General features: G+C 70.5%; 10 protein-coding genes. 2 read left to right on the top strand and 8 right to left on the bottom strand.

The features are described 5' to 3' along the window. Positions 1-9: 9 nt before the first annotated feature. Positions 10-1,260 (bottom strand): helix-turn-helix domain-containing protein, encoded by a 1,251-nt coding sequence (locus ACFYM2_RS19465; protein WP_350230518.1) that lies wholly within the window; start codon positions 1,258-1,260, stop codon positions 10-12. A gap of 1,191 nt (positions 1,261-2,451) precedes the next feature. Between ACFYM2_RS19465 and ACFYM2_RS19460 the strand changes: the two genes are divergently transcribed. Further along, the gene (locus tag ACFYM2_RS19460; protein WP_350230516.1) at positions 2,452-2,973 is read left to right on the top strand and encodes a universal stress protein; all 522 of its coding nucleotides are present in this window, start codon (positions 2,452-2,454) and stop codon (positions 2,971-2,973) included. A 150-nt stretch (positions 2,974-3,123) separates the two neighbouring features. Here the strand turns inward: ACFYM2_RS19460 and glmS are convergent, their stop codons facing one another. The 3 genes from glmS to ACFYM2_RS19445 form a co-directional block, all read right to left on the bottom strand. Beyond that, positions 3,124-4,941 (bottom strand): glutamine--fructose-6-phosphate transaminase (isomerizing), encoded by a 1,818-nt coding sequence (gene glmS / locus ACFYM2_RS19455; RefSeq protein WP_358995123.1) that lies wholly within the window; start codon positions 4,939-4,941, stop codon positions 3,124-3,126. Positions 4,942-5,004: 63 nt separating this feature from the next. Further along, the gene (locus ACFYM2_RS19450; protein WP_358995120.1) at positions 5,005-5,286 is read right to left on the bottom strand and encodes a hypothetical protein; all 282 of its coding nucleotides are present in this window, start codon (positions 5,284-5,286) and stop codon (positions 5,005-5,007) included. A gap of 218 nt (positions 5,287-5,504) precedes the next feature. Then, positions 5,505-6,389, bottom strand: a complete 885-nt coding sequence (locus ACFYM2_RS19445) for a DUF4429 domain-containing protein (RefSeq protein WP_358995117.1) — start codon at positions 6,387-6,389, stop codon at positions 5,505-5,507. Positions 6,390-6,571: 182 nt separating this feature from the next. On the opposite strand from ACFYM2_RS19445, the gene ACFYM2_RS19440 reads away from it, so the two are divergent. Then, entirely contained in the window at positions 6,572-8,173 is a 1,602-nt protein-coding gene (locus tag ACFYM2_RS19440) for a beta-N-acetylhexosaminidase (protein ID WP_358995115.1), read from the top strand. A 58-nt stretch (positions 8,174-8,231) separates the two neighbouring features. On the opposite strand, the gene ACFYM2_RS19435 is transcribed toward ACFYM2_RS19440, so the two are convergent. The 4 genes from ACFYM2_RS19435 to ACFYM2_RS19420 are packed head-to-tail and all read right to left on the bottom strand — an operon-like array spanning position 8,232 to position 13,390. Continuing rightward, a complete protein-coding gene (locus ACFYM2_RS19435; protein ID WP_388837553.1) occupies positions 8,232-10,067 on the bottom strand; it encodes an IucA/IucC family protein in 1,836 nt (611 codons plus the stop codon). Then, positions 10,064-10,666, bottom strand: a complete 603-nt coding sequence (locus ACFYM2_RS19430; RefSeq protein ID WP_358995109.1) for a GNAT family N-acetyltransferase — start codon at positions 10,664-10,666, stop codon at positions 10,064-10,066. The genes ACFYM2_RS19435 and ACFYM2_RS19430 overlap by 4 nt, the downstream gene beginning before the upstream one ends. Then, on the bottom strand, positions 10,663-11,958 hold the full coding sequence (locus ACFYM2_RS19425) for a lysine N(6)-hydroxylase/L-ornithine N(5)-oxygenase family protein (protein ID WP_388837550.1): 1,296 nt from the start codon (positions 11,956-11,958) through the stop codon (positions 10,663-10,665). The genes ACFYM2_RS19430 and ACFYM2_RS19425 overlap by 4 nt, the downstream gene beginning before the upstream one ends. Beyond that, positions 11,942-13,390: an aspartate aminotransferase family protein gene (locus ACFYM2_RS19420; RefSeq protein ID WP_358995103.1), complete on the bottom strand. Its 1,449-nt coding sequence runs from the start codon at positions 13,388-13,390 to the stop codon at positions 11,942-11,944. The genes ACFYM2_RS19425 and ACFYM2_RS19420 overlap by 17 nt, the downstream gene beginning before the upstream one ends. Between the last annotated feature and the right edge of the window lie 393 nt (positions 13,391-13,783).

The following is a 13,783-nucleotide window of genomic DNA, read 5'->3' as shown; positions in this document are numbered from 1 at the left end:
TGTCTTACCCTACGGGGCGCTCCGCTGGCCGGGCAGACTCGGACGGCCACCGGCGTACCCGGAGGCGTACAGATCGGAGCTGGGTTTTCCCGGCTCCGGCCCGGTGTGCGAGGTGGCGGAAGGACCCATCACCGCGCTGGCCGCCGCCGTCCGCCGGACCTGGGGAAGCGCCTGGGGCGGCACGGTCTCCGGCACGGGGGCCGGCAGGGCCACCGCGACGGGACCTCCGTTCGGTTCCGGCTGGGGACGCCTCGCCCGGTAGGCCGCCCGGTAGGAGGCCGGGGACGAGCCGAGCTGGCGGCGGAAGTGCCCGCGCAGCGCGACCGGCGAACGGAAGCCGCAGCGGCCCGCGACCTCGTCCACCGAGTAGTCCGACGTCTCCAGGAGACGCTGGGCCTGGAGCACCCGCTGAGTGATCAGCCACTGGAGCGGGGCCGACCCGGTCAGCGAGCGGAACCGGCGGTCGAAGGTGCGGCGGCTCATGTACGCCCGCGCGGCCAGGGTCTCCACGTCGAACTGCTCGTGGAGGTGTTCCAGCGCCCAGGCGACGACCTCGGCCAGCGGGTCGGAGCCGATCTCCTCTGGTAAAGACCTGTCCAGATAGCGCTCCTGCCCGCCACTGCGGCGCGGCGGCACGACGAGCCGGCGGGCCAGTGCTCCGGCCGCCTCACTGCCGTGGTCCGTCCGCACGATGTGCAGGCAGAGGTCGATTCCGGCCGCGGTCCCGGCCGAGGTGAGCACGTCCCCGTCGTCGACGAAGAGCTCCCTCGGGTCCACATGGACCGATGGATACCGCTTGGCCAGTGTCGGCGCGTACATCCAGTGCGTCGTCGCCGGGCGGCCGTCGAGCAGACCGGCCGCGGCGAGCACGAACGCGCCGGTGCACAGCCCGACGATCCTTGCCCCTTCCTCGTGTGCCCGGCGCAGCGCTTCGAGCGCGGCGGCGGGGGGCGGCGAGGTGATGGAGCGCCACGCGGGCACCACCACCGTTCCCGCCCTGCTGATGGCTTCCAGGCCGTAGGGCGCGGTGAGTTCGAGTCCCCCTGTGGTCCGCAGGGGTCCTTCCTCACCGGCACACACCAGCAGCCTGTAACGCGGTACTCCCGCGTCCTGTCGGTCGATCCCGAATACGGAGAGCGGAATGGAACTTTCGAAGATAGGGCCGCCGCTGAACAGCAGTACGGCGACAACCTCCCGGCGTCGGCGGCCGGCCAGCTTCCTTGCGGTCTCCGGTGATGCGGCAGCGGAGTCCTGGCTCATGGCGCTAAGCCCCCCTCGGTGTTCGCGGCTCCCCGTTCTTGTCGGGCCTGTCGCTCCTGCACTTTTCCCCTCGGTTTTGCACGAGTCCCCAGCCTTCGATACGCATGATCGAATCTACTGCGTCCCGTGGCGCCGGCGTGACAAGTCCGGCACCCAGCGCTATGTCGACAAGGCAACTTGGCGCGAAGCTTTCGATCACGAGCGTTTCACTCGTGGGCCGTGCAGGGGAAGTGCGCCTCCGGGGGATGGCCCGTACCCGTATGGTGCCAGAGGCCGCAATAGTCCTTTCCTCCCTGGTGACAAGGGGGTTGGCAGGCCATATCGCCAAGGAATACGCCACCCCGGGAAGTTGGCCGAAAACATACGGGTCCAGGTGTGCGATCGAGCTACCTTCCGGGTGTACAGCCTCCCCCGTGACGCCCTCCTCGACGCCCTCCCGCCGACGCCCGGCCGGCTCGCCCTGACGTCGCGGGCGGCACCTCGCCCCGCCCGTCGGCGGCCGCGCGCTCGGACCGGCGCAACAGCAGCCGGCACACCGCTGTCACGGCCATCAGGCCGATCGCGGAGCCTGCCGCGCCCGCGAACGAGGACCCGTAGACGACGAGAACCACGGGTACGAGCAGACAGCTGAACGCCGCCCAGCGCACGACATCGCCCGCCGGATCCGACGCGGAACCCTCGACAGGGGACCAGAGTAGTTTGGCGTTCACGGACCGGTTGGTACGTACGGTTTCAGCCGCGCGCGAGGGTCCACGCGCATGACGCCCGGTCCGGGTCGGCGCGGCGGGGGCGGAGGGGCGGACGACCGGGGGAGGGGGCACGGGAGGTGCTTCCTGATCGGGGTCGGGGTGATCGCCTGCCTAACGCGGAAGCGGCTGCTCCGGTCACTGGAAGATCATCCGCGGGGGGCCGGCCGCCGGTGCGGGCGGTGGGGCGCCGGGGACGGCTGTAAAGGGCACCGGGCATTGCCATCCGGGGCGGGCTCGTGCATGCTCCGGGGAACGCCGAGAAGGTTCGGCGTCTTCGGGCCGGGAAGGAGTGTCGCCGTACCCTTGGGGGTATGGGGTTGGGAAGATGATTCCCGGACACGGCTCCCCCCGGGACACCGCTACGCCGCCGACTCGTTGTTGCACGTCAGTCCCCTGCTTCCCCCTTGTCCCTCGACTGAGGACCTCTTTCGCCGAGACACCCATGGCCGGTCACGAATTCTCCGAACCAGCGGACCGCAAGCAGGTAGCCGACCCCACGTCGGACCTCCAAGCGGCGACAGAACCACGTCATTCCTGCGATCCCGCGTTCCGTCACGGCGTCGTCGTCGGCTTCGACGGCTCGACCTCCAGTGAACGGGCTCTCGCGTACGCCATCGGCATGGCCAGGCGCTCGGGCTCCGGGCTGATCATCGTCCATGTGGCCAACCGGCTGCCCACCACCGTGTGGGCGGGCTGCGAGCCACCGGTCTTCGTGGACGTCCCCGACCACCGCACGGAAGTGCTCGGCCTCGAACTGGCCTGCGCCGACTACCTCGCCGAGGTCCCCTGGATCCTGGTGGAGCGCGGCGGGGACATCTGCCACGAACTGGAAGAAGTCGGTCGCGAGTACGCGGCGGACGCGATCGTAGTCGGCTCCACGCACGGCCTGGTCGGACGGATCTTCGGCTCGGTCGCGGGGCGCCTCGCCCGGCGCGCCCAGCGCCCCGTCGTCGTCATTCCGTGAACCGGCGTATTGGCTGACGGGGTGTCAAGCTCCTTGCCCCGCAAGTGAATCCACGTGGCACCGGCACGCGCGAGGGCGGCCCCCGCTCATGCGCGGGGGCCGCCCTCATGGAGTGTGCGGTGCGTACGGTGCGTACGACCTGTGCCTCGGCTACTCGACCGTGACGGACTTCGCCAGGTTGCGCGGCTTGTCGATGTCGCGGCCCATCGCGAGCGCCGTGTGGTACGCGAAGAGCTGGAGCGGGATGCCCATGAGGATCGGGTCGAGCTCGTCCTCGTTCTTCGGCACGACGATGGTGTGGTCGGCCTTCTCCTGGTTCTGGTGCGCGACCGCGAGGATGCGGCCGCTGCGGGCCTTGATCTCCTCGAGGGCGGCGCGGTTCTTCTCCAGGAGGTCGTCGTCGGGGACGATCGCGACCGTCGGCAGCGCGGGCTCGATGAGCGCGAGCGGGCCGTGCTTGAGCTCGGAGGCGGGGTAGGCCTCGGCGTGGATGTAGGAGATCTCCTTGAGCTTCAGGGAGGCCTCCAGGGCGACCGGGTAGCCGCGCACACGTCCGATGAACATCATCGACTGGGCGCCGGCGTACTCCTGGGCCAGCTTCTCGATCTCCGGCTCCATGGCCAGGATCTCCTCGATCTGGCCGGGCAGCTTGCGCAGGCCCTCGATGATCCGCTTGCCGTCGGCGACCGACAGGTCGCGGATGCGGCCGAGGTGCAGGGCGAGCAGCGCGAAGGCGACGACGGTGTTGGTGAAGCACTTGGTCGAGACGACGCAGACCTCGGGGCCCGCGTGCACGTAGGTGCCGCCGTCGGCCTCGCGGGCGATCGCGGAGCCGACCACGTTCACGACGCCGAGGACGCGGGCGCCCTTGCGCTTGAGCTCCTGCACCGCCGCAAGCACGTCGTAGGTCTCACCCGACTGCGAGACCGCGATGTAGAGGGTGTCGGGGTCCACGACCGGGTTGCGGTAGCGGAACTCCGAGGCCGGCTCGGCGTCGGCGGGGATGCGGGCCAGCTCCTCGATGAGGCCGGCGCCGATCAGACCCGCGTGGTAGGAGGTGCCGCAGCCGAGGATCTTGATCCGGCGCACCCCGCGCGCCTCGCGGGCGTCCAGGTTCAGGCCGCCGAGGTGCACGGTGGAGAACCGGTCGTCGATGCGGCCGCGCAGGACCCGGTCGACGGCCTCGGCCTGCTCGCTCATCTCCTTGTGCATGTACGTGTCGTGGCCGCCCATGTCGAAGGAGGCGGCCTCCCACTCGACGGTCTCGGGGGTGGCGTTGGTGACCGTGCCCGAGGTGGTGTACGTCCGGAAGTCGTCGGCCTTCAGGGTCGCCATCTCGCCGTCGTTGAGGGTGACGACCTGGCGGGTGTGGGCGATGAGCGCGGCCACGTCGGAGGCGACCAGCATCTCCTTCTCGCCGATGCCGAGGATGACCGGGGAGCCGTTGCGGGCCACCACGATGCGGTCGGCGAAGTCGGCGTGCATCACGGCGATGCCGTAGGTGCCCTCGATGACCTTCAGCGCCTCGCGGACCTTCTCCTCGAGGGAGTCGGCCGGGGAGCGGGCGATGAGGTGGGTGATGACCTCGGTGTCGGTCTCCGAGGCGAAGACGACGCCCTCGGCCTCCAGCTTGCCGCGCAGGTCGGCGGCGTTGTCCACGATGCCGTTGTGGACGACGGCGACCTTGTTCTCGGGGTCGAGGTGCGGGTGCGAGTTCACGTCGGAGGGGGCGCCGTGGGTGGCCCAGCGGGTGTGGGCGATGCCCGTGGTGCCGGCGAAGCGCTTGGGGACGCGGGCCTCCAGGTCACGGACGCGGCCCTTGGCCTTGACCATCTTCAGGGCCCCGGACTTGGGGGTGTTGACGACCATGCCCGCGGAGTCGTAACCCCGGTACTCCAGCCGCGCCAGGCCTTCCAGCAGCAGCGGAGCCACATCACGCTTACCGATATAACCGACGATTCCGCACATAAAGTCTCTGCCCCTCCATCAACGTACAACGTTCCTGTGTGCCCGGCCGCGCCCGTTGGCGTGTCAGCCGTAGACGATGCGGCGCAGCTGCCGGAGCGAGAGCTCCGGTGGCGCCACGGCGCGGTGCGGCAGCTCGGCCGCGATCCGCTCGAAGATCTCCGCGTTGACCGCGCCGCCGGACTGAAGTTCCCGGTGGCGCCGGCGCACGAATTCCTCGCACGTCTCGTCGAAGTACGCCAGCACTTCGAGAATCACCCGGGCCGCCTCACCGCGCTGGAGCGCGGTGCTGCGCACCAGATGATCTACGAGGTCGTCATGGGACGACGGGTTGCGGCGTTCGAGCACCCGTCGATATTGCGGGCTGGCGAGGCCATACGCAAGAATCCTGCCCGATTCCGGGCAGGATCTCCATGATCACGCCCCTGGTCTGGACCAGGAGCGATCCCGGGGCACGGTCGGCCCGGACGCCCGACGGTCCTGCGGCCGGCCGCCCCGTGGTCCTGCGTCGGGCTGCCGCCCCCGGTCCCGCGGCGCGACGTCCCGCAGTCCCCTGGCCGGCCGTCTCACAGCCGCTTCAGGACCGCCTGCTTGGCCAGCGTGAACTCCTCCTCCGTCAGGACCCCGCTCTGCCGCAGCTCGCCCAGCTCCCGCAGCCGGCGCAGCAGGGCGTCGTGGTCCTCGGCGGGCGCGGCGGGCGGCGCCTCCAGCGCCTTGGCCGGTGCGGCGGCCTCCAACTGCCGTTGCGGGGCGCCCGGATGAGGCATCCGGACCACCACGGCCGAGGCGAGCAGCGCCATCAGCGGGTCCTTCTTGAAGCCGTTCAACTCGACCGCGAGCGGGTCGCTGCCAGGGGCGAGGCGCGGCGCGTTCGGCGTGGTCACGAAGCGCAGATGGCCGTCGGCCAGACCCCGCGCGGGCTGCCAGTGCACCGCCGTGAGGTCGTCCAGGTCCAGACTGACCGGCCCGGCCGCCGTCTTCTTGTCATCGGTGTGCCAGGTCCACTCCAGCCGCACCGTGCGCCCGTCGAAGCTGACCGTGCCATCCCCCGCGCCCACCGTCATCGGCAGCGCGGGCCCCGGCAGGAGATAGGCGTCGACCGGGCCGTCCGGCACCTCGTCGAGCAGCAGCGCGTTGCGCACCTCGTCCACCATGTATTCGGCCACCCCCGCCGACCGCGGCTCCACCGCCAGGACGTACGGGTCCGAGCCTTCGGGCAGCTTGCCCGCGGTGACCTGCGTCAATGGACACGCGCCGTCCCGCAGGCGCAGCCTGAGCCGCCCGCTCTTGCGCCCCGGCTCGTACGCGATGCCCGCGAGCGCCGTCAGGGGCAGGGCTATCTCCCCGAGCGTCCTGCGCAGCAGGCCGACCGACTTGTCGCTGCCCGGCACGATCCGCAGCGTGGAGCCGTCGAACGTCCACGTGCCGTCCTTCTGGATGATTTCCGCCATGACAGGATTCTTCCACCGAGCGACCGGGTGATGATCGACTTACGGACGTCCCCGGTGCGCCCCGCCCCGCCCTGCCCACCGGCCGGTTGGCACCTTGACCCGGCCGGGATCGCCGGGTCCCATGGGAAGGGTTCGGTTGCTCGGCCCCCACAGCTGCGTGCGCCCTTGGAAGGGAACCGCTTGTGAGACAGAGACAGCGCAGGACATTCGCCCGGCTCCTCGGCTCGCTGGTCCTGGTGTCGGCCGCCGGGCTCACCAGCATCGGATCATCGGCGGCCCCCGCCTCGGCGGCCGCGCCCCGCCCGCTGGGCCAGATCGTGCCCGCCCCCGCCGACACCTCGCCCGGCGGCTCCCCCTACACCATCGGCTCCGCCACCCGGATCGGCGTCACCCCCGGCTCACCCGAGGCCCAGCGGATCGGCGCCTACCTGGCGGACATCCTGCGTCCCTCGACCGGGTACGCCCTGCCCGTCACCACCGCCCGCGGCAACACCGGCATCCGTCTGCTGCTCGACGCCGGCGACGCCGACGAGGGGACCCTGGGCGACGAGGGCTACCGCCTCACCTCCACCCAGGCCTCCGTCACCATCGCGGCCAACACCCCGGCCGGGCTCTTCCACGGCGTACAGACCCTGCGCCAGCTGCTGCCCGCCAACGTGGAGAAGAAGTCCAGGCAGGCCGGGCCCTGGCAGATCGCCGGCGGCTCGATCACCGACGCGCCGCGCTATGCCTACCGGGGCGCGATGATCGACGTCTCGCGGCACTTCTTCACCGTCGCCCAGGTCGAGCGGTACATCGACCAGCTCGCCCTATACAAGATCAACGAACTGCATCTGCACCTCAGCGACGACCAGGGCTGGCGCATCGCCATCGACTCCTGGCCCAGGCTCGCCACCTACGGCGGCCAGACCCAGGTCGGCGGCGGCAAGGGCGGCTACTACACCAAGGCCGACTACCGGGCGATCCTCGACCACGCCGCCTCGCGCTACATGGAGGTCGTGCCCGAGATCGACGCCCCCGGACACATCAACGCGGCGCTAGCCTCCTATGCCGAGCTCAACTGCGACGGCGTCGCGCCCCCGCTCTACACCGGCACCCACGTCGGCTTCAGCTCGCTGTGCGTGCCCAAGGACGTGACGTACGCCTTCTACGACGACGTGGTGCGCGAGATCGCCGCCATGACGCCGGGACGCTATGTCCACATCGGCGGCGACGAGGCGCAGTCCACCTCCAAGGAGGACTACGCCACCTTCATGGACCGGGCCCAGCCCGTCGTGCGCACGTACGGCAAGACGGTGATGGCCTGGCACCAGATCGTCGACGCCACACCGGCGCCGGGGGCGGTCGCCCAGTACTGGGGCACCACCGGTGACGAGGCGGACGTGGCGGCGGCCGCGCGAGCCGGCACCCGCCTGGTGATGTCGCCGGCCAACCGCGCCTATCTCGACATGAAGTACGACGCGAAGACGAAGCTGGGCACCAACTGGGCCGGCTACGTCGACGTCGACAAGTCCTACGCCTGGGACCCGGACACCTTCGTGCGCGGCGTGCCCGCCGGCGCCGTGCTCGGCGTGGAGGCGCCGGTCTGGTCGGAGACGCTGAGCACCAGCGCCCAGATCGAGTACATGGCCTTCCCCCGGCTCCAGTCGATCGCCGAGATCGGCTGGTCGCCCGCGGCCACGCACGACTGGGCGTCCTACAAGGTGCGCCTGGCGCAGCAGGGCCCCAGGATGTCGGCGCTCGGCATCGGCTTCTACCGCTCGCCGCTGGTGCCCTGGGTCTGAGGTCCGTTGCACCCGCGCGGTGCGGGGGGCGGCCTGGCCCGCCCCCCCCACCGCCGTGTCAGGCGGCGATGGGGTTGCGCAGGGTCCCCACCAGCTGGAGGGCGCCCGCCGGGTCGGCGAGGTCGACCATCTGCTTGTTGTCGCGCAGCTGGAGGCGGTTCAGGCAGGACAGCGCGAAGTCCGGCGTGAACAGGTCGTACCGCTCGAAGCGGTCGGCCAGCTCGGGCTTGGAGTCCTGGTAGGCGCGCACGCAGTCGGCGACCGTCCCCCAGAACTCCGTCTCCTCCAGGACGCCCTCGGTGACGAGCGCCGCGTTCAAGAACCGCAGGAAGCAGTCGAAGACGTCCGTGAAGACGGAGAGCAGCTTCAGGTCGTCGGGCACGTCGGCCCGGATCCGCTCCACCTCGGGGGGCAGCACGGCGTGCGGGTCCATCACCGCGATCTCCTCGGCGATGTCCTTGAAGACCGCCCGCGTGACCGTGCCGTCCTCGCCGAGCACCAGGATCACGTTCTCGCCGTGCGGCATGAAGACCAGGTCGTAGGCGTAGAAGGAGTGCAGGACCGGCACGAGGTAGGCGTCCAGATAGCGGCGCAGCCACTGCGCGGGGGACAGCGCGGACTCGGCGATCAGGGCCCCGGCGAACGAGGCGCCCTCGTGATCGGTGTGCAGCAGCGAGGCCATCGTGGCCAGGCGCTCGCCGGGCGCGAGCGAGGGCACCGGGCTCTCGCGCCACAGCGCGGCCAGCATCTTGCGGTAGGGCGAGTAGCGGTCGGTGGCCCGCTCGTACTGCTCGTGGCGGTAGCCGATCGCGGCGCGCTCACGGATGATCGAGAACCGAGCGGCGCGGAACGTCTCGTCGGCGGCGATCACCCCCGCGAGCCAGTCGTTGATCGCGGGCGTCGCCTCCATGTACGCGGCCGAGAGCCCGCGCATGAAGCCCATGTTGAGCACCGAGAGCGCGGTCTTGACGTAGTGCTTGGCCGGGTCGCTGGTGTTGAAGAAGGTACGGATGGACTGCTGGGCCAGGTAGTCGTCGTCGCCCTCGCCGAGCAGCACAAGGCGCTCCTGGGCGACCTCGGCGGCGAAGGTGACCGACAGCTTGTTCCGCCACTGCCAGGGATGCACGGGCAGCAGCAGGTAGTCGTCCGACGCCAGCCCGCGTGCCTCCAGTTGGGCGGCGAACCGGTCGAGCGTCGCGGGGCCGAGTTCGGCGCGCATCAGGCTCTCGTGGTCCAGGCCGGCGCCCGCGGTGAAGGTGGCGCGGTCGCGGCGGGCGGCGAGCCAGATCAGCCGGACCGGGCTCGCGGTCTCGGGGGCGTACGCCAGGTACTCGTGGGCGCCGAAACCGAGCCGGCCGTTGTTGGCGACGAAGCAGGGGTGGCCCTCGGTCATGCCGGTCTCGATGGCCTGGAAACCGGCGCGGGCCAGCTCGGCGGAGGTGACCGGCTCCTTGGTGAGTTTGTACGCCGTGCCCGCGAGCGTGGAGGAGATCTCCTCCAGGTACACCGGCAGGATGTCCTCGCTCAGGCCGAGCGAGGAGCGCAGGTCGAGAAAGAAGTCCAGGGCGTCCAGGGGGAGTTGGCCGCTCGCGTCGTGCCGCGAGATCGACTCGGGCCGGATGTGCCAGTGGTCGAGGGCGAGCCGGGAGGCGGTGAAGCGGTACTCGACGGTTCCCGCATCGGCGCGCACGCGGTAGGAGGTCTCACCCGGCCGGGCGGGGCCGGCAACGGGCGGGTGGTCGCCCAGCGGCTCGGGGGTGAGCAGGCGCTCGTGCGCGAACTCGGCGAGCGCCTTGCGGATCAGCTGCCGGCCCGCCTCGGCCCACCGGGCGGGGGTGAGGTGGGGGACCGTGAGGCCGGCGGGGGCAGTGTCGGTGTCGGTATCGGTGGTCATCGTGCTGGGGCCTCTCCGGCTCGGGCCGTACGGAACTGCTCTCGGGTGCAGAAGGACAACAGGGCGTCCTTCTCGGGCTTGGTGATCCGCCCGGCGGCCTCGAAGCCGACGGCCGCGTTCAGCGCGTGCACCGCCGTGTTGCGCACATCGGGTTCGACCACGACACGCTCGGTGGCCGGGTCGGCGAACAGGTGCTCCATCACGGCGGTGATGACGGCCCGCGTGAAGCCGTGCACCGGGGTGTCGGTGGGGGCGACGAGGAAGTGCATGCCGACATCGCCCGGCCGGGGTTCGTACAGGCCGACGAGCTCGACGCGCGAGGGGTCGTAGTGCTCCATGAGGAACGCGGGCTCGCCCCGGTGCAGCCCGATCAGGGCGTGGTGGTGGGGGTGGGCCGCGATCGCCCTGTACTCGCGCTCGACGTCCTGGAGCCTTGCGTCCTGCATCAGCCAGAACGCCGACTTGGGGTGCGTCACCCAGGCGTGCACCAGCTCGGCGTCGGCGGCGGGGTCGAGCGGCCGGAAGGCGAAGGGGCCGATGGCGGGGGCGTCGGCGCTGTGGGTGCCGGGGGCGGGGGTGCCGGAGGCGGGGGTGCTCATATGGCGAACTCCTGGAAGGCGATGGACTTCTCGACCGGGTAGTGGGCGCGGCCGAGCAGTTCGCCGATGATGTACGCGTTGCGGTAGGCGCCCATGCCGAGGTCGGGCGAGGTGATCGAGTGGGTGTGCACGCCGGCGTTCTGGAGGAAGACGCCGCGCCCGGTGGTGTCGATGGAGTAGTTGCGGGCCACGTCGAAGCGGCCGCGCCCGTCGCGCCGCAGCCGGCCCGCGATGGGGGCAAGGAACTCCGGCTCGGCGTACTGGTAGCCCGTGGCGAGCACCAGGCCCTCGGTGCTGAGCGTGTAGTCCTTCTCCTGCTCCTCCTGGCGCAGACCGAGCGTGTACGTACCCGTGGCGGAGTCGTAACTGGCCGTGTTCAGAGCGGAGTTGGTGAGCAGTCGGGTCGGCACCGGACCCTTGAGGTTCTTCTGGTAGAGCAGATCGAAGATGGCGTCGATCAGCTCCGAGTCGATGCCCTTGAACAGCCCCTTCTGCGCCGTCTCCAGACGGTAGCGGGTGGCTTCGGGCAGGGCGTGGAAGTAGTCGATGTACTCCGGGGAGGTCATCTCCAGAGTGAGCTTGGTGTATTCGAGCGGGAAGAAGCGCGGGGAGCGCGTCACCCAGTTCAGCTGGTAGCCGTGGACGTCGATCTCGCTCAGCAGGTCGTAGTAGATCTCGGCGGCGGACTGCCCCGAGCCGACCAGGGTGATCGACCTCTTCTTCAGCAGGCTCTCCTTGTGCTCCAAGTAACGGGAGTTGTGCAGGAGGTCGCCGCCCAGGCCTCGGCAGGGCTCGGGAAGGTGCGGCGGGGTGCCGGTGCCCAGCACGAGCCGGCGGGCGCGGAAGACCTCGCCGGTGGTGGTCGTGACCAGATACGTCTCGCTGGTCTCCTCGTACGTCACGGAGGCGACGGTCTGGTTGAACCGGACGGAGCTCAGTTTCGCGGCGGCCCAGCGGCAGTAGTCGTTGTACTCGGTACGCAGCGGATAGAAGTTCTCGCGGATGTAGAACGAGTACAACCGCCCTGATTCCTTCAGGTAGTTGAGGAAGGAGTAGGGCGAGGTCGGGTCGGCGAGGGTGACCAGGTCGGACAGGAAGGGCGTCTGGAGGTGGGCGCCCTCGAGGAACATCCCCGAGTGCCACTCGAAGTCCGGCTTGGTTTCGAGGAAGAGCCCGTTCAGCTCCTCGATGGGTTCGGCCAGGCAGGCGAGGCCGAGGTTGAAGGGGCCGAGCCCGATCCCGATGAAGTCGTACGCCTCGGACGTGCCGGGGGTTTCAGGACGCGTGGACAAGGTTCTCTCCCAGGTACTGCTCGGCGTGGCCGGCGATCAGATCGAGTACGGCGGCGATGTCCTCGACGCTCGTCTCGGGGTTGAGCAGGGTGAACTTCAGGTACTGGCGGCCGCCGGACTTGGTCCCGGCGACGACGGCCTCGCCGGACGCGAAGAGCGCCTTGCGGGCGTAGAGGTTGGCGCGGTCGATCTCGGCGGGCGAGGTGACGGCGGCGGGGATGTAGCGGAAGACGAGGGTGGAGAGCGAGGGCCGCACGACCACGTCGTAACGCGGATCGGCGGTGAGCAACCGCCAGCCCTCGTCGGCGAGTTCGCACACCTCGTCGAAGAGCGAGCCGATGCCGTCGGCGCCCATGGTGCGCAGGGTCATCCACAGTTTGAGGGCGTCGAAGCGGCGGGTGGTCTGGAGCGACTTGTCCACCTGGTTGGGGATGCGCTCCTCGGCGGCCCGGCGCGGGTTGAGGTAGTCGGCGTGGTACGTGGCGTGGCGCAGGGTTGCGCCGTCGCGGACCAGGACGGCGCTCGAACTCACCGGCTGGAAGAAGGACTTGTGGTAGTCGACGGTGACCGAGTCGGCGCGCTCGATGCCGTCGAGCAGGGCGCGGCGGGCCGGGGTGGGCGAGGCGAGCAGGCCGCACCCGTAGGCGGCGTCGACATGCATCCAGGCGCCGTACTGGGCGCAGAGCTCGGCGATGCCCGGCAGCGGGTCGATGGAGCCGAAGTCGGTGGTGCCGGCGGTGGCGACGACCGCCATGGGGACGTTGCCCTCCTCGACGCAGTGCTCAAGGGCGCGGGCCAGCGCGACGGTCTGCATGCGCTTGGTGTGGTCGGTGGGGACGGGGACGACCGCGTCCCGTCCCATGCCGAGCAGTTGGGCGGACTTCTGCACGCTGAAGTGGCTGCACTCGGACGCGAAGACGCGCAGCCGGGCGAGGTCGGTGGTCTTGGCCTCCTCGCGGGCCAGCAGCAGCGACTGGAGGTTGGACTGGGTGCCACCGCTGGTGAACACGCCGTCGGCGGCGGGCCCGAGCCCGATCCGGGACGCGGTCCAGTCGATGAGGCGGCGCTCGATGAGGGTGCCGCCCGCGCTCTGGTCCCAGGTGTCGAGGGAGGAGTTGACGGCGGAGAGCACCGCCTCGCCCAGTACGGCCGGGATGACGACGGGGCAGTTGAGGTGGGCGAGGTAGCGGGGGTGGTGGAAGTAGACGGCGTCGCGGAGGTAGACGTCTTCGAGTTCGTCGAGCACGGCGGAGGCGTCACCGAGGGGGCGGTCGAGGTCGATGCCGTCGATGAGCGGGGCGAGGTCGTCGACGCCGACGCCGGTGAACGGCCGCCGCGTCGCGGCGAGTTTGCGGGCCACCCGCTCGACTCCCTCGGTCACGGAGCGGCGGTAGTGCTCCGCGGTCGTGTCGTTGAGCAGATGGGAACGCATGCGGGGCCTCCTGGGGGCGTGAACTCGAACTTAGGTTAGCCTAACCTAAGTAGTGGTTCAACGGGGTCCGCCGGGTGGGGCTCGCTTTCGGGTGCGCCCCTGCGGCTGGGCGCTCGCGCAGTTCCCCTCGCACGTGGTGCTGGCCCGCACGGGGGCTCCGGCCCGGTTGGCGCAGTTCCCCGCGCCCCTTGAGAGCTTGGCGGTCGAGTGCCGGTCGTGGGCGCTCCTCGCGCAGTTCCCCGCGCCCCTGACCACGTGGTGCTGGCCCGCACGGGGGCTTCAGCTCGGTTGGCGCGGTTCCCCGCGCCCCTTGAGAGCTTGGCGGTCGAGTGCCGGTCGTGGGCGCTCCTCGCGCAGTTCCCCGCGCCCCTGACCACGTGGTGCTGGCCCGCA

Origin of the sequence: Streptomyces sp. NPDC006711, assembly GCF_042869775.1 — a bacterium.
Taxonomy (GTDB): Bacteria; Actinomycetota; Actinomycetes; order Streptomycetales; family Streptomycetaceae; genus Streptomyces.
The sequence above is the reverse complement of the archived record's forward strand: the minus strand, read 5'-3'. Positions and strand labels throughout refer to the sequence as shown.